This window comes from Streptomyces hygroscopicus subsp. hygroscopicus, assembly GCF_030269125.1.
GTDB classification, from domain to species: domain Bacteria; phylum Actinomycetota; class Actinomycetes; order Streptomycetales; family Streptomycetaceae; genus Streptomyces; species Streptomyces hygroscopicus_C.
The window spans coordinates 1-21,235 of the sequence record NZ_BSSM01000028.1 but is presented as its reverse complement, the minus strand read 5'-3'; the positions used below and the strand labels follow the sequence as shown (position 1 = coordinate 21,235).

20 protein-coding genes are annotated in these 21,235 nt (G+C 70.1%); all 20 read right to left on the bottom strand.

Annotated features, from left to right (window positions below; translation table 11 throughout):
• The gene (gene atpA / locus QSK45_RS36915) at positions 1-1,593 is read right to left on the bottom strand and encodes a F0F1 ATP synthase subunit alpha (protein ID WP_285563330.1); all 1,593 of its coding nucleotides are present in this window, start codon (positions 1,591-1,593) and stop codon (positions 1-3) included.
• Positions 1,594-1,753: 160 nt separating this feature from the next.
• Positions 1,754-2,569 (bottom strand): F0F1 ATP synthase subunit delta, encoded by an 816-nt coding sequence (locus tag QSK45_RS36910; protein WP_285563329.1) that lies wholly within the window; start codon positions 2,567-2,569, stop codon positions 1,754-1,756.
• On the bottom strand, positions 2,566-3,111 hold the full coding sequence (locus QSK45_RS36905) for a F0F1 ATP synthase subunit B (protein ID WP_285563328.1): 546 nt from the start codon (positions 3,109-3,111) through the stop codon (positions 2,566-2,568). Before QSK45_RS36905 ends, QSK45_RS36910 begins: the two co-directional genes overlap by 4 nt.
• 42 nt (positions 3,112-3,153) lie before the next feature.
• A complete protein-coding gene (gene atpE, locus QSK45_RS36900) occupies positions 3,154-3,381 on the bottom strand; it encodes an ATP synthase F0 subunit C (RefSeq protein ID WP_285563327.1) in 228 nt (75 codons plus the stop codon).
• A gap of 74 nt (positions 3,382-3,455) precedes the next feature.
• A complete protein-coding gene (gene atpB / locus QSK45_RS36895; RefSeq protein ID WP_285563326.1) occupies positions 3,456-4,295 on the bottom strand; it encodes a F0F1 ATP synthase subunit A in 840 nt (279 codons plus the stop codon).
• A 210-nt stretch (positions 4,296-4,505) separates the two neighbouring features.
• The gene (locus QSK45_RS36890; RefSeq protein ID WP_285563325.1) at positions 4,506-4,946 is read right to left on the bottom strand and encodes a Cg1360 family ATP-synthase-associated protein; all 441 of its coding nucleotides are present in this window, start codon (positions 4,944-4,946) and stop codon (positions 4,506-4,508) included.
• Positions 4,947-5,247: 301 nt separating this feature from the next.
• Positions 5,248-6,582: an MraY family glycosyltransferase gene (locus tag QSK45_RS36885; RefSeq protein WP_285563324.1), complete on the bottom strand. Its 1,335-nt coding sequence runs from the start codon at positions 6,580-6,582 to the stop codon at positions 5,248-5,250.
• Between the two features lie 131 nt (positions 6,583-6,713).
• On the bottom strand, positions 6,714-7,952 hold the full coding sequence (gene glyA, locus QSK45_RS36880; protein ID WP_285563323.1) for a serine hydroxymethyltransferase: 1,239 nt from the start codon (positions 7,950-7,952) through the stop codon (positions 6,714-6,716).
• Between the two features lie 90 nt (positions 7,953-8,042).
• Positions 8,043-8,720: an arsenate reductase/protein-tyrosine-phosphatase family protein gene (locus tag QSK45_RS36875; protein ID WP_285563322.1), complete on the bottom strand. Its 678-nt coding sequence runs from the start codon at positions 8,718-8,720 to the stop codon at positions 8,043-8,045.
• Positions 8,717-9,364, bottom strand: coding sequence for an L-threonylcarbamoyladenylate synthase (locus QSK45_RS36870; protein WP_285563321.1), 648 nt, complete (start codon positions 9,362-9,364; stop codon positions 8,717-8,719). The genes QSK45_RS36875 and QSK45_RS36870 overlap by 4 nt, the downstream gene beginning before the upstream one ends.
• A gap of 50 nt (positions 9,365-9,414) precedes the next feature.
• Positions 9,415-10,260, bottom strand: coding sequence for a peptide chain release factor N(5)-glutamine methyltransferase (prmC, locus tag QSK45_RS36865; RefSeq protein ID WP_182776718.1), 846 nt, complete (start codon positions 10,258-10,260; stop codon positions 9,415-9,417).
• A 54-nt stretch (positions 10,261-10,314) separates the two neighbouring features.
• Positions 10,315-11,382, bottom strand: a complete 1,068-nt coding sequence (gene prfA, locus QSK45_RS36860) for a peptide chain release factor 1 (RefSeq protein WP_285563320.1) — start codon at positions 11,380-11,382, stop codon at positions 10,315-10,317.
• A gap of 109 nt (positions 11,383-11,491) precedes the next feature.
• Positions 11,492-11,716 carry a 50S ribosomal protein L31 gene (gene rpmE / locus QSK45_RS36855; protein WP_019326867.1) on the bottom strand — a complete coding sequence of 75 codons (225 nt, stop codon included), beginning with the start codon at positions 11,714-11,716 and terminating at the stop codon, positions 11,492-11,494.
• A gap of 185 nt (positions 11,717-11,901) precedes the next feature.
• Positions 11,902-13,035 (bottom strand): LCP family protein, encoded by a 1,134-nt coding sequence (locus QSK45_RS36850; RefSeq protein WP_285563319.1) that lies wholly within the window; start codon positions 13,033-13,035, stop codon positions 11,902-11,904.
• A gap of 319 nt (positions 13,036-13,354) precedes the next feature.
• Positions 13,355-15,385: a transcription termination factor Rho gene (gene rho, locus QSK45_RS36845; RefSeq protein WP_285563318.1), complete on the bottom strand. Its 2,031-nt coding sequence runs from the start codon at positions 15,383-15,385 to the stop codon at positions 13,355-13,357.
• Positions 15,386-15,790: 405 nt separating this feature from the next.
• Complete coding sequence (gene thrB, locus QSK45_RS36840; protein ID WP_285563317.1) at positions 15,791-16,708, bottom strand: homoserine kinase; 918 nt, start codon at positions 16,706-16,708, stop codon at positions 15,791-15,793.
• 262 nt (positions 16,709-16,970) lie between these two features.
• A complete protein-coding gene (gene thrC, locus QSK45_RS36835) occupies positions 16,971-18,029 on the bottom strand; it encodes a threonine synthase (protein ID WP_285563316.1) in 1,059 nt (352 codons plus the stop codon).
• Between the two features lie 6 nt (positions 18,030-18,035).
• On the bottom strand, positions 18,036-19,325 hold the full coding sequence (locus QSK45_RS36830) for a homoserine dehydrogenase (RefSeq protein ID WP_285563390.1): 1,290 nt from the start codon (positions 19,323-19,325) through the stop codon (positions 18,036-18,038).
• Between the two features lie 149 nt (positions 19,326-19,474).
• Positions 19,475-20,866, bottom strand: a complete 1,392-nt coding sequence (gene lysA / locus QSK45_RS36825) for a diaminopimelate decarboxylase (protein ID WP_285563315.1) — start codon at positions 20,864-20,866, stop codon at positions 19,475-19,477.
• A gap of 56 nt (positions 20,867-20,922) precedes the next feature.
• The coding region (locus QSK45_RS36820) for a DALR anticodon-binding domain-containing protein (RefSeq protein WP_285563314.1) at positions 20,923-21,235 on the bottom strand (313 nt) is incomplete at its 5' end.

Here is a 21,235-nt window from a genome sequence, read left to right as displayed (position 1 = left end):
TCACTTGGCGGCAGCGGCAGGAGTGTCCTCGCCGAGCAGCTTGCCGTCCGAGGTCTCGAACTGCTTCTTGAACTCGGCCACCGCGTCGTCGATCGCCTGGATCGTGTCGTTCGACATCTTGGCGCCCTCCTTGATGGAGGTCATCAGGCCCTGGTGCTTGCGGTGCAGGAAGTCCAGCAGCTCCCGCTCGAAGCGGCGGATGTCGGCGACCGGGACGTCGTCCATACGGCCGTTGGTGCCGGCCCACACGGAGACGACCTGGTCCTCGGTGGCCATCGGCTGGTACTGGTCCTGCTTCAGCAGCTCGACCATGCGCTGACCGCGCTCCAGCTGCGACTTCGAGGCCGCGTCCAGGTCGGAACCGAAGGCGGCGAACGCCTCCAGCTCGCGGAACTGGGCGAGGTCCACGCGCAGACGGCCGGAGACCTGGCGCATCGCCTTGTGCTGGGCGGAGCCACCGACTCGGGAGACCGAGATACCGACGTTCAGCGCGGGACGCTGACCGGCGTTGAACAGGTCCGACTCCAGGAAGCACTGGCCGTCGGTGATGGAGATGACGTTGGTCGGGATGAACGCCGAGACGTCGTTGGCCTTGGTCTCGACGATCGGCAGACCGGTCATCGAACCGGCACCCATCTCGTCGGAGAGCTTGGCGCAGCGCTCCAGCAGACGCGAGTGCAGGTAGAAGACGTCACCCGGGTAGGCCTCACGGCCCGGCGGGCGGCGCAGCAGCAGGGACACGGCGCGGTAGGCGTCGGCCTGCTTCGAGAGGTCGTCGAAGATGATGAGGACGTGCTTGCCCTCGTACATCCACTGCTGGCCGATGGCCGAACCGGTGTACGGCGCGAGGTACTTGAAGCCGGCCGGGTCGGACGCCGGGGCGGCGACGATGGTCGTGTACTCCAGGGCGCCGTTCTCCTCCAGCGAGCGGCGCACGCCCGCGATGGTGGAGCCCTTCTGGCCGATGGCGACGTAGATGCAGCGGACCTGCTTCTTCGGGTCGCCGGTGCGCCAGTTGTCGCGCTGGTTGATGATGGTGTCGACGGCCAGGGCGGTCTTGCCGGTCTGGCGGTCACCGATGATCAGCTGACGCTGACCACGGCCGATCGGGGTCATCGCGTCGACGGCCTTGTAGCCGGTCTCCATCGGCTCGTGCACCGACTTGCGCTGCATGACCGTGGGGGCCTGCAGTTCGAGGGCGCGGCGGCCGGACGTCTCGATCTCGCCGAGGCCGTCGATCGGGTTGCCGAGCGGGTCGACGACACGGCCGAGGTAGCCCTCGCCGACCGCGACGGAGAGCACCTCGCCGGTGCGCGTGACCGGCTGGCCCTCCTCGACACCGCTGAACTCACCGAGGACGACGGCACCGATCTCGCGCTCCTCGAGGTTGAGGGCGAGGCCGAGGGTACCGTCCTCGAACTTCAGCAGTTCGTTGGCCATGGCCGAGGGAAGACCCTCGATCTTCGCGATGCCGTCGCCGGCGACGGTGACCGTACCGACCTCCTCGCGCGAGGCCGCGTCCGGCTTGTACGACTGGACGAAGTTCTCCAGCGCGTCCCGGATCTCCTCCGGCCGGATCGTGAGCTCCGCCATCTGGGTTCCCTGCTCTCCTTGTTGGGCCCGAAGTTTCACTTTGGGGGGATGGGGACTCCCCCCAACAGGAGGTGAATCCTCTGCACGGCCCAACCAGGGCCGTAAGTACGTACTGCTATTTCTCGGTATGTCGAGGTGCTGCGGCGCTGTCGCGTCGCGGCTAGCTCGCCAGGCGGCGGGCGGCCTCGTCCAGACGGTCCGCGAGCGAACCGTTGATGACCTCGTCACCGACCTGCACGCGCATGCCACCGACGACGTCGGGGTCCACGTCCAGGTTGAGGTGCATCCGGCGGCCGTAGAGCTTGCCGAGGGCGGCGCCGAGGCGCTGCTTCTGGGCGTCGCTCAGCGGCACCGCCGAGGTGACGACGGCGACCAGACGGTCCCGGCGCTCCGCGGCCAGCTTGGACAGGGACTCCAGTCCCGCTTCCAGGCTACGACCACGCGGCGCGGTCACGAGGCGCGCGACCAGACGCTCGGTGGCGGGCTTGGCCCGTCCGCCGAGCAGCCGGTGCAGCAGCTCGGTCTTGGCCCCGGCGTCCGCGGCGCGGTCGGTCAGGGCGGCGCGCAGCTCGGTGCTGGAAGAGACGATCCGGCCGAACCGGAACAGCTCGTCCTCGACCTCGTCGAGGTTGCCACGCTTCTCCGCGGCGGTGAGGTCGGCGACGTCCGCCAGCTCCTCCAGCGCGTCCACCAGGTCGCGGGGCTGCGACCAGCGGGCGCGGGCCATGCCGGCCACCAGGTCGGCGGTAGCGCCGCTGACCTGGGCGCCGAGCAGGCGCTGGACCAGCTCCGCCTTGGCCTCTCCGGACTGCGCCGGGTCGGTGAGAACCCGGCGCAGGCCGGCCTCGCGGTCGAGCAGCGCGGTGACGGCCGCCAGCTCGTCGGCGAGCGTGCCCGCGTCCACGGACGTGGAGTCCGTCAGCGCGTCGAGACGCTCCCGTGCGGCTGCCAGGGCCTCGCGGCTCGCTCCGTTCATCGCGCGGCCTCGGCCTTCTCCTCGAGCTCGTCGAGGAAGCGGTCGATCACACGGCTCTGTCGGGCGTGGTCCTCCAGGGACTCACCGACGAGCTTGCCGGCCAGGTCGGTGGCGAGCTTGCCGACGTCCTGGCGCAGCGCGGACGCGGCGGCCTTGCGGTCGGCCTCGATCTGCGCGTGACCGGCGGCGACGATCTCCTCGCGCTGCCGCTGGCCCTCGGCCCGCATCTCGGCGATGAGCGCGGCACCCTGCTCCTGCGCCTCCTGGCGCAGTCGCGCGGCCTCGTGCCGTGCCTCGGCGAGCTGGGCCTTGTACTGCTCAAGGACGCTCTGGGCCTCGGTCTGCGCGGCCTCGGCCTTTTCGATACCGCCCTCGATGGCCTCGCGGCGCTCTTCCAGAACCTTGTTGATGTTCGGGAGGAGCTTCTTGGCGAGGAAGCCGAAGACGATGACGAAGGCGATCAGGCCGATGACGAGCTCCGGCCACGGCGGAACGAGGGGATTCTCCTGCTCCGCCGCAAACTGAACCCATGAGTGGGTCATCTCAGTGCCTTTCGTCGATTAGGGCTGTCGCTGACGTTCGTCTTACTTGTAGACGAACGGCATGACGAGGCCGATCAGGGCCAGCGCCTCACAGAACGCGAAGCCGAGGATCTGGTTGGCGCGGATCAGGCCCGCAGCCTCGGGCTGACGCGCGAGGGCCTGCGTGCCGTTACCGAAGATGATGCCGACGCCGACGCCGGGGCCGATGGCCGCAAGGCCGTAACCGACGGAGCTGAGCGAACCAGTGACAGCGGCAAGGGTCTGGGACATGCCAGTTCTTCCTTTTCTTTACGGACCGGTGGGGGTTGGCCACCGGACGACCGGGGGTTTCGGGGCGGACTGACTCAGTGGTGCTCGGCGAGCGCGCCCTGAATGTAGGAGCAGGTCAGCAGGACGAAGACGTACGCCTGGACGGCCTGGATGAAGAGCTCGAAGGCGGTCATGACGATCGTCATCACGAACGACACGCCGGAGTAGGCGATGCCGATGCCGTTCAGCATGTACCAGCTGGCGATCGTGAAGAGCACGATCAGCGTGTGGCCGGCGAACATGTTCGCGAACAGTCGTACGGCGTGCGTGAAGGGACGGACCAGCAGGTTCGAGAAGAACTCGATCGTCATGGCCAGCGGCAGCACCGGGCCGAGCGACTTGTCATAGCCCGTGAAGTTCTTGAAGGCCCCGACGAATCCGTGCCGCTTGAAAGTGAGGGAGACCCAGACGATGTAGACGATCGCGGCCAGGACGATCGGGTACGCGATGATCGACGTGACCGGGAACTGGGCGACCGGGATGACCGACCAGAGGTTCATCATCCAGACGAAGAAGAAGAGCGAGACGACCAGCGGGACGTACTTCTCGCCTTCCTTCTTGCCGATGGTCTCGTAGACGACACCGCGGCGCACGAAGTCGTAGCCGGCCTCGGCGACCATCTGGAGCTTGCCCGGGACGACCTTGGGCTTGCCGAACGCGGCCCAGAAGAAGCCAACGACGATGATGGAGCCGAGCAGGGCCAGCAGCATCGGCTTGTTGAAGTAGAGGCCGTTCGTGTTCCCCCAGATCGGCTCGAAGAGGAACGAGTGCAGGCCGGGAGCGACGGTGTTGAAGCCGCACCCGCTGAACAGGTGGCAGCTCGTGTCGAAAGCGAGCGTCTGCGTCGGATCAGCACTCACCGCGGGCTCCTTCATCGTGGCGCATAGGTACGGCAACCTCGTTGTGTCGGCGCGGCGTGCGGCCGCGGGTCGGCACGGGACTGGTGTTACGGATGTGGGGGCGGCTGGGGGGCATCTCGCCTCGCGATCGGTCAGGCGTCAGCTCGGATGCCCGCGCCCGCGATGCCGCAGTTGGCACCGGACGATAGCAGCATGCGTTCTGCGCCTTTATCCCGGCCCTACCTCTCACGACGAACGCCCTGTCTTTTCGGGCTTGTCGCCCGGGGACGAGGCGTCGGGATCGACGTAGAGGGTCTTGGCCTTCATGTGCGACCGCGTCTGTGCGCCGATCCACACGAGGGTGGCGACCACAAGCGTGATGGCGAAGGCACGCGGGTTGAAGAGCGTGGTGTTCTTGAACAACGCGACGAAGATGACCATCAGCAGCAGCTGAGCCGCGTAGAGCATCAGGCCCATCATCTGGAACAGCTGCGGAAATGACTTGGCGGTGCGCTGGAGCACGTAGAAACCGAGCCCCATGAAGAGGACCACGACCACCGTCGCGACGACAGCACCGATCGCTCCCTTGCCGCCCGCGACCACACCACTGACGACGGCGGCAAGCGCGCCGACGACAGCCGTGGGTACGGCGGCCTGGGCCAGGATCCGGGCGTCAGAAGACGGCATGGCGGCAACTCCGCTTTCACAGGGGGCAGGTGTCGTCATGGACGAGCGTAGTCCCGGGCTGAGTGATCGAAACCTCACACCAATGGACCGTCGCACTACGGTCCTTCGGTTCTATCCGGGGTTCTCGTGAACCGTATCACAAACTATTTGATGAGGTCTTTACCTGGTAGGTGTGCTTGCTGTCACACATGAGAGTAGCTCTGCACGTCTGATCAAAAACCGGGCCGCTTTGTCTGGTATTGGGGGACTTCGCTCCCCCACGAGTTGGCAATGCTCTAGTCAGATTCTTACCTTGACCGTCTCAGGAACGATCGAGAAAACGCCCGCGAGTGCCGATTGCGGTCGCCCCGTTGACGCCGGACACACCGGCCGGGACGGGGTCGCGCTCATCGGTGCCGGGCTCGTCGCAGCCGCCCTCCTCGGCGGCCTCCGCGGCCGCCAGGCCGGCTTCCGCTTCCGCGGCCGCACGCCGGCGCCGGTACCGCGGTGGCACGAAGCGCTGGGCCCACACGGGCACCCGCGGCGTGAAGCGCGGGAGCAGCAGCAGGACGAGGCCCACCGCGCTGAGGAAGACGACGCCGAGCACGATCCACATGGACGCCGAGTTGACCGAGTAGGCCAGCGCGCCGAAGGCGATCAGCGCCGACCAGAAGTACATGATCAGCACCGCGCGGCTGTGCGAGTGGCCGATCTCCAGCAGCCGGTGGTGCAGGTGCCCGCGGTCCGCGGCGAACGGCGACTGGCCCCGCCAGGTGCGGCGCACGATCGCCAGGACCAGGTCGGCGGCGGGTACGGCGATGATCGTCAGCGGCATCAGCAGCGGGATGTAGACCGGCACCATCTGGTGGACGGTGGCGCGCTCGGAACCGGAGAACAGGTTCATCACGTCCGGGTCCACCTGGCCCGTGATCGAGATGGCGCCCGCGGCCAGCACCAGGCCGATCAGCATGGAGCCGGAGTCGCCCATGAAGATGCGCGCCGGGTGCATGTTGTGCGGCAGGAAGCCGAGGCACATGCCCATCAGGATCGACGCGAACAGCGTGGCGGGGGCGGCGGCCTCGATGCCGTACGAGACCCAGACGCGGTAGGCGTACAGGAAGAACGCGACCGTGGCGATGCAGACCATGCCCGCCGCGAGGCCGTCCAGGCCGTCCACGAAGTTCACCGCGTTGATCGTGATGACGACGAGCGCCACGGTCAGCAGCGTGCCCTGCCACTGGGTCAGCGCCACGTTGCCGACGCCGGGGATGGGCAGCCACAGGATCGTCAGACCCTGCATGACCATGACGCCGGCGGCGATCATCTGGCCGCCGAGCTTGATCAGGGCGTCGATCTCGAACTTGTCGTCCAGGACGCCGATCAGCCAGATCAGGGCGGCGCCGGAGAGCAGGGCCCGCGGCTCGTTGGACTTCTCGAAGACCCAGTTGAGGCTGGTCAGGTGGTCGGCGACCAGCAGGCCCGCGCACAGTCCGAAGAACATCGCGATCCCGCCGAGGCGCGGAGTGGGTTCCCGGTGCACGTCCCGGGCCCGGATCTCCGGCATCGCCCCCGCCACGATCGCGAACTTCCGCACCGGCCCTGTCAGCAGGTACGTCACCGCGGCCGTGATGCAGAGCGTCAGCAGGTATTCACGCACGGGCTTCCCCACAGGTCTCGCTGGCCATCACAGCGTCACAGCCTAGCGGCGGGCGTATATGGATGGGGACTTACGGGTAGCCAGGATGGTTGCACACCATGCTGTGAGCGGCGCCACGCACCCCCCTCCGGTCACTCCGGATACGGCGGGAACGCGCCGGTCAGCTCCCGTACCTCCGCCCGAGCCCCGGCCGGTTCCGTCTGCCCGCGGGCCACCGCGGCGAGCAGCTTCGCGATCCGCGCCATCTCCTGTTCGCCCATGCCCTGGGTGGTCACCGCGGCGGTTCCCAGGCGCAGGCCCCGGCCGTCGCCGTGCGGCAGCGCGCAGCAGTCCAGGACGATCCCGGCGGCGGCGAGCCGGCCGCGGGCGGTACGGCCGTCCACGCCGAGCGGCGCCACGTCGGCGGTGATCAGGTGGGTGTCCGTGCCGCCGGTGGTGACGGCGAGCCCCTCTTCGGCGAGGTGGCCGGCCAGGGTGCGGGCGTTGGCGACCACCTGGTGGGCGTAGTCCGCGAACGCCGGGGTCGCGGCCTCGCCGAACGCGACGGCCTTGGCGGCGATGGTGTGCATCTGCGCGCCGCCCTGGGTGAACGGGAACACGGCCCGGTCCACGCGCTCGGCCAGCTCGCTCCCGCACAGGATCATGCCGCCGCGGGGCCCGCGCAGCACCTTGTGCGTGGTCGCGCACACGATGTCGGCGTACGGCACCGGGTTCGGGGCGGCGCCGCCGGCCACGAGGCCGATGGGGTGGGCGGCGTCCGCGATCAGGTAGGCGCCGACCTCGTCGGCGACCTCGCGGAAGAACGCGTAGTCGATGTGCCGGGGATAGGCGATCGACCCGCAGACGATCGCCTTCGGGCGGTGGTTCCGTGCCAGGTGACGCACCTGGTCGTGGTCGATCAGCCCGGTCTCCGCGTCGACGCCGTAGCCGACGAAGTCGAACCAGCGGCCGGAGAAGTTGGCCGGGGAGCCGTGGGTGAGGTGGCCGCCGTACGGCAGGCCGAGGGCGAGGACGGTGTCCCCCGGGCGCAGCAGCGCCGCGTACGCCGCGAGGACGGCGGAGGAGCCCGAGTGCGCCTGTACGTTCGCGTGCTGGGCCCCGAAGAGCGTGCTCGCGCGTTCCACGGCCAGCCGCTCGGCCATGTCCACGATCTCGCAGCCGCCGTGGTGGCGGGCGCCGGGGTAGCCCTCGGCGTACTTGTTCGCCAGCGACGAGCCGAGGGCGGCGAGGACGGCGCGGGAGGTGAAGTTCTCCGCCGCGATCAGTTGCAGCGACGTCGACTGCCGCCGCAGCTCTCCCCACAGGATCTCGTCCAGCTCAGGGTCCTGCTCCCGCAGAACATCGGCCTCGTAGGGGGTGATGACCGACATAACGGACTCCGGGCGGTCGACGGTGACGTATCCCCAATGTAGGCCCGGCACGGCCGGGCGGCGCGGCGTCGCGGGGCCCCGCCACCGCCGCTACATGCGTGCGGGCACGCCCGTCAGCGCCGTCACCACCGGGTCCAGCGCGTCCCTTATCTCGTCGCCGATGGAACGGAAGAACGTCAGGGGTGCCCCGTAGGGGTCGTAGACCTCGTCCGCTTCCGCCGTGGGGGCCAGCAGCCAGCCGCGCAGGGCGGCGGCCGCGCGGACCAGGGCACGTGCCCGCATGACGAGGCCGTCCTCCAGCGGCGGCAGCGTCGCGGGGTCGATCGCCCGGACCAGGCGCGTGAACTCCTTGAGGGTGAACGTGCGCAGGCCCGCCGAATGGCCCATGGAGATGACCTGGGCGCGGTGGTCGCGGGTCGCGGTCAGGACCAGGTCGGCCCGGATGACGTGCTCGTCCAGCAACTCCCTGCCCATGAAGCCGGAGGCGTCCGCGCCGAACTCGGCCAGCACGGTCTCCGCGTTGGCCTCCATCGGAGCGCCCTCGTGACCCCAGGTGCCCGCGCTCTCCACGATCAGCCCGCCGCCGAGCACACCGAGCCGCTCGGCGACGAAATGCCGGGTCAGCCGCTCGGTGATGGGCGAGCGGCACACGTTGCCGGTACTGACGTGGAGGATGCGGAAGGTGTCACGCGGAAACCCGAAGGTCGTCGTCTCCTCCGCGGGGCGCTCCCCGATGCCTATGCCACGCCCCGCTTCAGGGGCCGTCAATTCGCCACCTCGAGGTCGGGTACGACCTTGCGCAGCTCGTCCGCGGAGATCGCGCCCGCGCGCAGCAGCACCGGCACGTCGCGGGAGACGTCCACGATGGACGAGGGCACGTTGCCCGGGGTCGGGCCGCCGTCGAGGTAGACGGAGACGGAGTCGCCGAGCATGTCCTGCGCGGCGTCGCAGTTCTCCGGCGCCGGGTGCCCGGTGAGGTTGGCGGAGGAGACCGCCATCGGGCCGACCTCGGTGAGCAGCTCGATGGCGACCGGGTGCAGTGGCATGCGCACGGCGACCGTGCCGCGGGTGTCGCCCAGGTCCCACTGGAGGGACGGCTGGTGCTTGGCGACCAGCGTCAGGGCGCCCGGCCAGAACGCGTCCACCAGTTCCCAGGCCAGCTCGGAGAAGTTCGTGACCAGGCCGTGCAGGGTGTTCGGGGAGCCGATGAGCACGGGGGTGGGCATGTTGCGGCCCCGGCCCTTGGCGGCGAGCAGATCGGCCACGGCCTCGGAGGAGAACGCGTCGGCGCCGATGCCGTAGACCGTGTCGGTCGGCAGCACCACCAGCTCGCCCCGGCGGACGGCGGACGCGGCCTCGCGCAGACCCGTCGCGCGGTCGGTCGCGTCGTTGGTGTCGTATCGCCGTGCCATTTAACGGGCCTCCTCGTACACAAACTGCGGGGTTGAAATCTCGGCGCTGATCACGGCAGCGCCTTGCGGGCGGTGGCGAACCGCGGCCGGTTGTTGAGGTCGGGGTGATCGGCCGCGTCGGCCCAGCCCCGTTCCTCGGTGAAGATCCACGGCACCTGTCCGCCCTGGGTGTCGGCGTGTTCGATGACGACGACCCCGCCGGGCCGCAGCAGCCGGTGCGCGGTGCGCTCGATGCCGCGGATCAGGTCGAGGCCGTCCTCCCCCGAGAACAACGCGAGTTCGGGGTCGTAGTCGCGGGCCTCGGGTGCCACGTACTCCCATTCGGTGAGCGGGATGTACGGCGGGTTGGAGATGACCAGGTCGACCTGGCCGTCCAGGTCGGGGAACGCGGTCAGGGCGTCGCCCTGGCGCAGGTCGACCCTGGACCCCTCCACGTTCTTGCGGGTCCAGCGCAGCGCGTCCTCCGACAGCTCCACGGCGTGCACCCGGGAGCGCGGCACCTCCTGGGCGAGGGCGAGCGCGATGGCCCCGGAGCCGGTGCACAGGTCGACGATGCACGGCTCGACCACGTCCATGGCGCGCACCGCGTCTATGGCCCAGCCGACCACCGACTCGGTCTCCGGCCGGGGCACGAAGACTCCGGGCCCGACCTGGAGTTCCAGGTAGCGGAAGTAGGCCCGCCCGGTGATGTGCTGGAGCGGCTCGCGCTGCTCACGCCGGGCGATGACCTCCCAGTACCGGGCGTCGAAGTCCGCGTCCTTCACGGAGTGCAGTTCGCCGCGCTTGACGCCGTGCACGAACGCGGCGAGCTCCTCCGCGTCGGTGCGCGGCGAGGGCACGCCGGCGTCGGCCAGCCGCTGGGTGGCCTGGGCCACCTCCGCGAGCAGCAGGTTCACGCAAGTCCTCCGGAAGTCTGCAAGCACTCGTATTTGCTTTAAGGCGGCGTCGCCTTACGCTGCCGCGAGCTTCGCCGCGGAGTCCGCGTCGACGCAGGCCTGGATGACCGCGTCGAGGTCGCCGTCCAGGACCTGGTCCAGGTTGTACGCCTTGAAGCCGACACGATGGTCGGAGATGCGGTTCTCCGGGAAGTTGTACGTACGGATCTTCTCGGAGCGGTCGACGGTGCGCACCTGGCTGCGGCGGGCGTCCGCGGCCTCCCGCTCCGCCTCCTCCTGGGCCGCGGCGAGCAGCCGGGAGCGCAGGATGCGCAGGGCCTGCTCCTTGTTCTGGAGCTGGCTCTTCTCGTTCTGGCAGGAGGCGACGACGCCGGTGGGCAGGTGGGTGATGCGCACCGCGGAGTCCGTGGTGTTGACGGACTGGCCGCCGGGGCCGGAGGACCGGTAGACGTCGATGCGGAGGTCGTTCGGGTTGATCTCCACGTCCACCTCCTCGGCCTCGGGGGTGACGAGGACACCGGCGGCGGAGGTGTGGATACGGCCCTGGGACTCGGTGGCCGGCACGCGCTGCACGCGGTGCACGCCGCCCTCGTACTTCAGCCGCGCCCACACGCCCTGGCCGGGTTCGGTCTGCCCGCGGGTCTTCACCGCGACCTGGACGTCCTTGTAGCCGCCCAGCTCGGACTCGGTGGCGTCGATGATCTCGGTCTTCCAGCCGACGCGCTCCGCGTAGCGCAGGTACATGCGCAGCAGGTCGCCGGCGAACAGCGCCGACTCGTCGCCGCCCGCGCCCGCCTTGATCTCCAGAATGACGTCCTTGTCGTCACTCGGGTCGCGCGGGACCAGCAGCAGGCGCAGCTTCTCGGTCAGCTCCTCGCGCTGCTGCTCCAGCTCCTTGACCTCGGCGGCGAACTCGGGGTCGTCGGCGGACAGTTCGCGCGCCGTCTCGATGTCGTCGCCTGCCTGCTTCCAGGAGCGGAACGTGCCGACGATCGGGGTCAGCTCGGCATAGCGCTTGTTCAGCTTGCGCGCGTTCGCCTGGTCGGCGTGGACCGACGGGTCGGCGAGCTTCTTCTCGAGGTCGGCGTGCTCGGTGACGAGTTCCTCGACTGCCTCGAACATCTTTCGGCTCCTGTACTGCGGTGAAGGGAAGGGGCGGGCGACCAAAAACGCCGGTCCCGGACGCACGCCCTCGCGGACGTACGGCCGTGGACCGGCGAATGGGGGCTCGCTACTTCTTGGAGCCGGCGGCAGCCTTGCCGAAGCGGGCCTCGAAGCGGGCCACACGGCCACCGGTGTCGAGGATCTTCTGCTTGCCCGTGTAGAACGGGTGGCACTCGGAGCAGACCTCGGCCCGGATGGTGCCGGACTCGATGGTGCTACGGGTGGTGAACGACGCGCCACAGGTGCAGCTGACCTGCGTCTCGACGTACTCGGGGTGGATGTCGCGCTTCAAGGTTTCTCCTAGTTTCCGGGAGGGCGCCGGGTCGCCGCCGCGGGATGCGGGAGCGTGAACCGGGGCCGACGTACCAGTCTGCCAGGACTGGGGCCATCCCCCAAAACCGGGGGTGCGGTTGTTCTATTCCCCCCGGCGTGAGGCGGGCTCCCGGCCGCCCCTCAGCCGCTCACCACGCCGTTGGCTCAGCCGCTCACCACGCCGTTGGCCTCGCCCGTCGCCGCCCCCTTCGTGGCCGCCCCCGGGATCGGGCGGTCGTGCTTCAGCGCGTTCCACACCAGCTGGGCCTTCGACTTCTCCAGCAGGACCCGGTTGGGGTTCGCCGGGTCGTACCGGACGGGCACGGTGACCATCGTCATGTGCTGGGCGCTGATGCCCTTGAGACCGTCGGCGAAGTCCATGAGGGAGTTGACCGAGCCGAGGTCGGAGTCGGTGGTGACGGCCTTGGTGGCGGTGTCGGCGAGGTCGTACAGCCTCTTGGGGTCGCTGAGGACGCCGACGTTCTCGACCCGGCCGAGCAGCGCCTTGACGAAGGCCTGCTGGAGCTGGATGCGGCCCAGGTCGGAGCCGTCGCCGACGCCGTGCCGGGTGCGGACGAGGCCGAGGGCCTGCTGCCCGTCGAGGGTGTGCGTGCCGGCCTGGAGCCTCAGGTGGGACTGCGGGTCGTCGATGGCCCGTGTCGTGGTGACCGGGACGCCGCCGAGATCGTCGACGAGCCGCTGGAAGCCCGCGAAGTCGACCTCCAGGTAGTGGTCCATGCGGATGCCGGTGAGGGACTCGACGGACTTCACCGCGCAGGCCGCGCCGCCGGTGGAGTACGCCTCGTTGAACATCACGCCGGTCGCGGCCGGGTGCGTGGTGCCCTTGGCGTCCGTGCACGCGGGCCGGTCCACGAGCGTGTCGCGGGGTATGGAGACCACGGCGGCCTTCTTGTGGCCCTCGTAGACGTGCACGATCATCGCGGTGTCGGAGCGGGCGCTGCCGTCGTCCGTGCCGCCGCCGAGCTTCCTGTTGGAGCCGGCTCGGCTGTCCGAGCCGAGGACCAGGATGTTCTCGGAGCCGTTGTCGATCTTCGTGGGGCGGTCCCTGCCGAGGACCTGGTTGATGTCGACGCTGTGCAGGTTGCCGTTGAGCTTGAAGTAGACGTAACCCGCGCCCGCGCCGCCCAGCACCAGCACACCGGCGGCCGTCCAGGCCGTCGCCAGCAGGGCCTTGCGGCCGGTGCCGCGGGGCTTGCGGCGCCGGTCGCGGCCCCGTCGGCCGGGCTCCTGGGCGCCGGGCTGGGGTATGGCGGGTTCCGGCATGCTGTCGGCGGACACGGCACTCCTAGGTCTCGTCGATCGGTTACCCCCTGCGGTCAGGGTCAGGCGCGGTCGTCACCGCTCCATCGTCCCTCCGTGCGGGAGGACGGAGAAACTCGGGACAGCGTTGCACGACGCAGAGTGCCCACCGCGTGCGGCGATGGGCACCGTCCGTAGTCGACCGCGTCGGAGGCACGGCTCTCACCTGGGGTTTCGTGCCCGGTTGTCGTATGTCTCCGAACCGGCACGGTGCGTAGTCCTTGTGGCAAAGGTCTCGCTGCACACGCGGAAGAGGCCGCCCCCGAAGGAACGGCCTCTCTCGGCGGGTACCCGAAGGTCAGTCGCCGTTGCCGGGGGTCGGCGTCGTCTTCTGGATCTGCATCAGGAACTCGACGTTCGACTTGGTCTGCTTCATCTTGTCCAGCAGCAGCTCGATCGCCTGCTGCTGGTCGAGGGCGTGCAGCACTCGGCGCAGCTTCCAGACGATGCCCAGTTCCTCGGCGCCCAGCAGGATCTCCTCCTTGCGGGTGCCGGACGCGTCCACGTCCACCGCCGGGAAGATGCGCTTGTCGGCGAGCTTCCGGTCGAGCTTGAGCTCCATGTTGCCGGTGCCCTTGAACTCCTCGAAGATCACCTCGTCCATGCGCGACCCGGTGTCCACGAGCGCCGTCGCGAGGATGGTCAGCGAGCCGCCGTCCTCGATGTTGCGCGCGGCACCGAAGAAGCGCTTCGGCGGGTACAGCGCGGTCGAGTCGACACCACCGGACAGGATGCGGCCGGAAGCCGGCGCCGCGAGGTTGTAGGCGCGGCCCAGACGCGTGATGGAGTCCAGCAGCACGACCACGTCGTGGCCCAGCTCCACGAGGCGCTTGGCGCGCTCGATGGCCAGCTCGGCGACCGTGGTGTGGTCCTCGGCCGGGCGGTCGAAGGTCGAGGAGATGACCTCGCCCTTGACCGACCGCTGCATGTCGGTGACCTCTTCCGGACGCTCGTCGACGAGGACGACCATCAGGTGGCACTCGGGGTTGTTGTGCGTGATCGCGTTGGCGATGGCCTGCATGATCATGGTCTTGCCGGTCTTCGGCGGGGCCACGATCAGACCGCGCTGGCCCTTGCCGATGGGCGAGACGAGGTCGATGATGCGGGTCGTCAGCACGCCCGGGTCCGTCTCCAGGCGGAGGCGGTCCTGCGGGTAGAGCGGCGTCAGCTTGTTGAACTCCGGGCGGCCACGGCCGTGTTCGGGCGCCATGCCGTTGACGGAGTCGAGGCGGACCAGCGCGTTGAACTTCTCGCGGCGCTCGCCCTCCTTCGGCTGGCGGACCGCGCCGGTGAGGTGGTCACCCTTGCGCAGACCGTTCTTGCGGACCTGGGCGAGGGAGACGTACACGTCGTTCGGGCCCGGCAGGTAGCCGGAGGTCCGGATGAAGGCGTAGTTGTCGAGGATGTCCAGGATGCCCGCGACGGGGATCAGGACGTCGTCCTCGGCGACCTGCGGCTCGGCGATCTCGTCACGGCCACGACGGCCACGGCGGTCGCGGTAGCGGCCGCGCCGGCCACGGCGGCCGCCCTCGAAGTCGTCGTCGTCCTGCTGCCGGTCCTGGCGGCCGCCCTGCTGGCCCTGCTGCTGACGCTGCTGGCCGCCCTGCTGGTCGTCGCCCTTGCCGCGGCGGTCGCCGCGGTCGCCGCGGTCACCGCGGTCACGGTCACGGCCGCGCTCACGGCGGTCGCGGCGGCCACGGCCCTCGCCGTCACCGGCGTCGTTCTTCGCGGACTCGCCCTGCTGCGACTGCTGGGCGTCGGCCTTGGCCTCGCCCTTCGCGTCGCCGCGGGCCTCGGTCTTCGTCTCGGTGGCGGCCTGCTCGGCACCGCTCGCGGCCGGGCTGCCGGCCTCCGCGGTGGCGCGACGACGGCGGCGCTCGGTCGGCGCCTCGTCTCCCCCGCGCTCGGCCTCGCCCGCGCGGGTGCCCCCGGCCGGCTGACCCGGGATCTCGATCTGCTGCTGTGCCTTCTCGGCCGGCGCCTCGGCCTTGGCCGCCTTCTGCTCGCCGTCCGCGCTCTCGCCGGTGCGGGCCTTGGAGGTGGCCCGGCGCTTCGGCTTGGTCTCGGTTGCGGCCTCGGCCTTGGGGGCGCCGCCCTGGGCCTGCGCCTCCTTGATGACCTCGATCAGCTGGCTCTTGCGCATCCGCGCGGTGCCCCTGATGCCGAGGCCCGAGGCGACCTGCTGCAGCTCGGCCAGCACCATGCCCTCAAGGCCGGTACCCCGGCGCCGCCGGGAGCCGGCACCGGTGGCAGGCGCGGAGGCGTCCGTGGCGGGCGCGGCAGCGGTCTCCTCGACACGTGCGCCCATCAGATCGGTGGTGTCGCTCACGAAGGGTCCTTCCCTGGAGCGGACGTCGGCCTGTCTGGCTCGGCGACCGGTTGTGCTGTCCGGCTACGGTTCTGTCTTCGGTGAACCGTGCCGGGGCGGTGGTCCGCCAACGCGGCGGAAGAGAAATGTGCGGTGATGGCGCTTCCGCGAGCCGTGGCACCCGGTGTCACGTGGCGTGGTAGCACCTGTTCCGGAGCATGCCCTGCGGCCGGCTCAGTGCCCGCATACGACGTACTGCCCAGGTACGACGCGCGGAACACGGAGTGGCGTGGGGGGCTCCCGGAAGAATGTCTGTCCCGGACGGGGACACGCGGCACCTCGCCATGGTGGGGTCGGGTGCAGACTTGAGATTAACACTACCGGATCCATCAAACATTCCCCCTCTCCAAATCCGGCAACCGTGTTTCAGGGCGCAAGCGGAAGCACGCTCGCTCCCCGCATATCCAGGTCCAGCCGGTTGGCGGCCCATCCCTCACCCGCGAGGTGGGAGACCTTGTCGGCGGTGCCGGCGTCGGTCAGGGCCATGACGGTGGGTCCGGCGCCGGAGATGACGGCCGGGATCCCGTCCGCCCGCAGCCGCTCCACCAGCGCGGCGCTCTCCGGCATGGCCGGGGCGCGGTACTCCTGGTGCAGACGGTCCTCGGTGGCGGGCAGCAGCAGTTCGGGGCGCCGGGTGAGGGCCTCGACGAGCAGCGCGGCACGGCCCGCGTTGGCGGCGGCGTCGACGTGCGGAACGGTGCGCGGCAGCAGTCCGCGGGCGGTTTCCGTCAGTACCGGCTTTCCGGGCACGAAAACCACCGGAACGATGGAATCGTCGGGATCCATTCTGATCGCGCGGGCCGCGCCGGACTCCATCCAGGAAATGGTGAATCCGCCGAGCAGACAGGCGGCCACATTGTCGGGATGGCCCTCGATCTCGGTGGCCAGCGCCAGCAGGGCCGCGTCGTCCAGCCGGGCCTCGCCGCCTATGGTCACGGCGCGGGCGGCCACGATGCCGGCGCAGATGGCGGCGGAGGAGGAGCCGAGGCCCCGGCCGTGCGGGATGCGGTTGGCGCAGACGATCTCCAGGCCGCGGGGCTGGCCGCCCAGCAGGTCGAAGGCGGTGCGCAGGGAACGGACGAGGAGGTGACGCTCGTCACGCGGCAGGGTCTCGCTGCCCTCACCCGCGATGTCGATGTGCAGCCCGGAGTCGGCCACCCGGACGACGACGTCGTCGTAGAGCCCCAGCGCGAGGCCCAGGGCGTCGAAGCCCGGACCGAGATTGGCGCTGGTGGCGGGGGTGCGCACCCGGACGGCGGCGGCACGGAAGGCTGGACCGGCCATCGCTCGATGACTCTCCTTGAGCTGCGTGACTGTCAAAGACATTCGATACGTACGTGGAGACCCTCGGCCGCGCAGACGGCGCGGCGTTGCCCCTATGCGCAGTGCATATGCAACAAGCGGGTTCGGTACAGCGTATCGAAGGAAGGTTCAGTAGCGACATAGGGCGCACAGGAGGCGCACGATGCGTGTCGTAAGCCCCCTGTGCATCCTGTCAGGGAAAACCCCGGCGTCGTCGGGGGAGAACCCCGGTGCGCCGGGTACCTCAGGCGAGGCCGAGGCGCTCGGCCGCGGTGGCCGGGTCGACCGGGATGGTGACCGGCTGGGGAGCGCCGGCGACGGCCCAGTCGGGGTCCTTCAGGCCGTTGCCGGTGACGGTGCACACGATGCGCTGGCCCGGGTCGACCTTGCCCTGCTCGGCGGCCTTGAGCAGACCGGCGACGGAGGCGGCGGAGGCGGGCTCCACGAAGACGCCCTCCTGTGCGGCCAACAGCCGGTAGGCGCGCAGGATCTCACGGTCCGTCACCTCGTCGATGGCGCCGCCGGACTCGTCCCGGGCCGCGAGCGCCTGCCGCCAGGAGGCCGGGTTGCCGATCCGGATGGCGGTGGCGATGGTCGACGGGTCCTTCACGACCTCGCCGCGCACGATCGGGGCACTGCCGGCGGCCTGGAACCCCCACATCCGGGGCGTCCGGAGGGCGATCTTGTCCGCGGCGTACTCCTTGTAGCCCTTCCAGTACGCGGTGATGTTGCCCGCGTTGCCGACCGGCAGGACATGGATGTCCGGCGCGTCGCCGAGCATGTCCACGATCTCGAAGGCGGCCGTCTTCTGGCCCTCGATGCGCACCGGGTTGACCGAATTGACCAGCGCCACCGGGTAGTTGTCGCTCAGCGAGCGGGCGAGGGTGAGGCAGTCGTCGAAGTTGCCGTCGACCTGGAGGATCTTCGCGCCGTGCACCAGGGCCTGGCCCATCTTGCCGAGCGCGATCTTGCCTTGCGGCACCAGCACGGCCGAGACCATGCCGGCCCGCACGGCGTACGCCGCGGCGGAGGCGGAGGTGTTGCCGGTGGACGCGCAGATGACGGCCTTGGCCCCCTCCTCCTTCGCCTTGGAGATGGCCATCGTCATGCCGCGGTCCTTGAAGGACCCGGTCGGGTTCGCGCCCTCCACCTTGAGGTGGACCTCGCAGCCGGTGCGCTCGGAGAGCACCTGCGCGGGCACGAGGGGCGTGCCGCCCTCGCGGAGCGTCACGACCGGCGTGGTGTCGGAAACCGGCAGCCGGTCCCGGTACTCCTCGATGATTCCGCGCCACTGGTGGGTCATTGCTGGTTACTCTCCTTCAACCCGCATGATGCTGGCGACACCCCGCACGGTGTCGAGCTTGCGCAGCGCCTCGACGGTGCCGGAAAGGGCGGCGTCGAGGGCCCGGTGGGTGACGACGACGAGGGAGGCCTCGCCATCCTTGCCCTGCTGCCGAACGGTGTCGATGGACACCCCGTGCTCGGCGAAGACGGTGGCGACCTGGGCGAGGACACCCGGTTTGTCGGCCACGTCCAGGCTGATGTGGTACCGCGTGACGACGTCGCCCATCGGGGAGACGGGCAGCGCGGCGTACGCCGACTCGCCGGGCCCGGTGGTGCCGTTGAGCTTGTTGCGGCAGACGGCGACGAGGTCGCCGAGGACGGCGGAAGCGGTCGGGGACCCGCCCGCGCCGGGGCCGTAGAACATCAGCTGCCCGGCGGCGTCGCTCTCCACGAAGACGGCGTTGTACGCACCGCGCACGGAGGCGAGGGGGTGGCTCAGCGGAATCATGGCGGGGTGCACGCGCGCGGTGACGGACGCCCCGTCCTGCGCCCGCTCGCAGATGGCGAGCAGTTTGATGGTGCAGCCCATCTCCTTGGCCGAGCGGAAGTCGGCGGCGGTGACCTCGCTCATGCCCTCGCGGTGGACGTCGTCCAGGCGCACGCGCGTGTGGAAGGCGATCCCGGCGAGGATGGCGGCCTTGGCGGCGGCGTCGAAGCCCTCGACGTCGGCGGTCGGGTCGGCCTCGGCGTACCCGAGCGCGGTGGCCTCGTCCAGGGCCTCCTGGTAGCCGGCACCCGTGGAGTCCATCTTGTCGAGGATGAAGTTGGTGGTGCCGTTGACGATGCCGAGCACCCGGTTGACCTTGTCGCCGGCCAGGGACTCGCGCAGCGGGCGGATCAGCGGGATGGCACCGGCGACGGCGGCCTCGTAGTAGAGGTCCCGGCCGTGCTCCTCGGCGGCGGCGTGCAGGGCGGCCCCGTCCTGGGCGAGCAGGGCCTTGTTCGCGGAGACGACGGAGGCGCCGTGCTCGAACGCGGTGGTGATGAGCGAGCGGGCGGGCTCGATCCCGCCGATCACCTCGACGACGACGTCGATGTCGCCGCGTTTGACGAGCGCGGTGGCGTCGGTGGTGACGAGGGCCGGGTCGATGCCCTCGCGCACCTTGGCGGGCCGCCGGACGGCGACGCCCGCGAGTTCGACGGGCGCTCCGATCCGGGCGGCGAGGTCGTCGGCGTGCGTCGTCATGATGCGCGCCACCTCTGAGCCAACAACCCCACAGCCCAGCAGCGCCACCTTCAGCGGACGCGTACGCATCATCCGACCTCGTTTCCTCTTACCGTCTACGGTTGGACCAGTCTCACTCACCGGACGGGAGTTTCTACCCTTCGTCCGGATCCTGAGACGTTTATTTCATTTTCGCGGGGCCGGAAGACCGCAGATCTTCCGCCCCGCGGTGGTTCACCTCACCCGACGTCGAGACGCAGGAGATCCTCCTCCGTCTCGCGCCGGACGATCACCCGGGCCTCGCCGTCCCTCACCGCGACGACGGGCGGCCGGAGCACATGGTTGTAGTTGCTGGCCATCGACCGGCAGTACGCCCCCGTGGCCGGTACGGCGATCAGGTCGCCCGGCGCGAGATCGGCGGGCAGGAACGCGTCCTTGACCACGATGTCCCCGCTCTCGCAGTGCTTGCCGACGACCCGGACGAGCATCGGCTCTGCGTCGCTGGCCCGCGAGACGAGGGCGACGCTGTACTCGGCGTCGTACAGCGCGGTCCGGATGTTGTCGGACATGCCGCCGTCGACGGACACGTACGTGCGCAGCGCCTCCAGCGGCTTGACGGTGCCGACCTCGTAGAGCGTGAAGGCGGTCGGGCCCACGATCGCGCGGCCCGGCTCCACCGAGATGCGGGGCGTGCGCAGCCGGGCGGCCTCGCACTCCCGGGTGACGATCTCGGTCAGCGCCTTGGCGATCTCGTGCGGCTCGCGCGGGTCGTCGTCGCTGGTGTACGCGATGCCGAGGCCGCCGCCGAGGTCGATCTCGGGCAGTTCGACGCCGTGCTCGTCCCTGATGTCCCTGAGCAGTCCGACGACGCGGTGGGCGGCGACCTCGAAGCCGGACATGTCGAAGATCTGCGAACCGATGTGGGAGTGGATGCCGATCAGTTCGAGTCCGTCCAGCTGGAGCGCACGCCGCACGGCCTCGGCGGCCTGCCCGCCGGCGAGCGGGATGCCGAACTTCTGGTCCTCGTGGGCGGTCGCGATGAACTCGTGCGTGTGGGCCTCGACCCCCACGGTGATGCGGATCTGCGCCTTCTGCCGCTTGCCCAGCGACTGCGCGATGTGGGCGACCCGCACGATCTCCTGGAAGGAGTCGAGCACGATCCGCCCGACGCCGGCCTCCACGGCGCGGGTGATCTCCGCGACGGACTTGTTGTTCCCGTGGAAGGCGATGCGCGCGGGGTCCATCCCGGCGGAAAGCGCGGTGGCCAGCTCGCCGCCGGAGCAGACGTCGAGATTCAGACCCTCTTCCTCCAGCCACCGCACGACGGCACGCGAGAGGAAGGCCTTCCCGGCGTAGAACACGTCGGCGTCCGGACCGAAGGCGGTGCGCCAGGCGCGCGCCCGCGCCCGGAAGTCGGCCTCGTCCATGACGTACGCGGGCGTGCCGAACTCCTCGGCGAGCCGGGTCACGGGGACCCCGCCGACGGTGACGACCCCGTCCTCACCGCGGCCGACGGTCTGCGCCCAGACCTTGTGGTCGAGCACGTTGAGGTCGGTGGGCGGCGCGGAGTAGTGCCCCTCGGGCAGGACGTCGGCGTGACGGGGCCCGGCGGGATGGGCGGAACGGCTCATGACGGTGGCTCTCAGACTCTCTGTCTCTCTCCGGGGGACATCTGCTCTCGGGTCCCTCAGAGATGTTCGGGTGCGTCGATGCCGAGCAGGGACAGGCCGCCGGCCAGCACCGTCCCGGCCGCTTCGGCAAGCGCGAGCCGGGCCCGGTGGGCGGCCGAGGGTTTCTCCTCGCCGATCGGAAGCACACAGGTCAGAAAGGGCAGCACGGCATCCGCGACGGTGACGAGATGCCGGGCAAGCCGGTCCGGGGCGCGATGGGTGGCGGCCGCGGCGAGGATGCGGGGGTAGTCGGCCAGGGGGGCTTGGAGGGGGTGGGCGTGGGCTCCGGGCCGGTCTTGGGGGGTGTGGGGAGGAGAAGCACAGGGCGGA

Coding starts and splice junctions, on each gene's coding strand:
- prfA (WP_285563320.1), bottom strand. CDS start 11,382: ATGTTCGAGGCAGTCGAGGAACTCGTCACCGAGCACGCCGACCTCGAG.
- QSK45_RS36890 (WP_285563325.1), bottom strand. CDS start 4,946: ATGCCGTCTTCTGACGCCCGGATCCTGGCCCAGGCCGCCGTACCCACG.
- thrB (WP_285563317.1), bottom strand. CDS start 16,708: ATGGCCGGTCCAGCCTTCCGTGCCGCCGCCGTCCGGGTGCGCACCCCC.
- atpE (WP_285563327.1), bottom strand. CDS start 3,381: ATGTCCCAGACCCTTGCCGCTGTCACTGGTTCGCTCAGCTCCGTCGGT.
- atpB (WP_285563326.1), bottom strand. CDS start 4,295: ATGAAGGAGCCCGCGGTGAGTGCTGATCCGACGCAGACGCTCGCTTTC.
- QSK45_RS36870 (WP_285563321.1), bottom strand. CDS start 9,364: ATGGCACGGCGATACGACACCAACGACGCGACCGACCGCGCGACGGGT.
- QSK45_RS36905 (WP_285563328.1), bottom strand. CDS start 3,111: ATGACCCACTCATGGGTTCAGTTTGCGGCGGAGCAGGAGAATCCCCTC.
- thrC (WP_285563316.1), bottom strand. CDS start 18,029: ATGACCCACCAGTGGCGCGGAATCATCGAGGAGTACCGGGACCGGCTG.
- QSK45_RS36830 (WP_285563390.1), bottom strand. CDS start 19,325: ATGCGTACGCGTCCGCTGAAGGTGGCGCTGCTGGGCTGTGGGGTTGTT.
- QSK45_RS36910 (WP_285563329.1), bottom strand. CDS start 2,569: ATGAACGGAGCGAGCCGCGAGGCCCTGGCAGCCGCACGGGAGCGTCTC.
- glyA (WP_285563323.1), bottom strand. CDS start 7,952: ATGTCGGTCATCACCCCCTACGAGGCCGATGTTCTGCGGGAGCAGGAC.
- lysA (WP_285563315.1), bottom strand. CDS start 20,866: ATGAGCCGTTCCGCCCATCCCGCCGGGCCCCGTCACGCCGACGTCCTG.
- atpA (WP_285563330.1), bottom strand. CDS start 1,593: ATGGCGGAGCTCACGATCCGGCCGGAGGAGATCCGGGACGCGCTGGAG.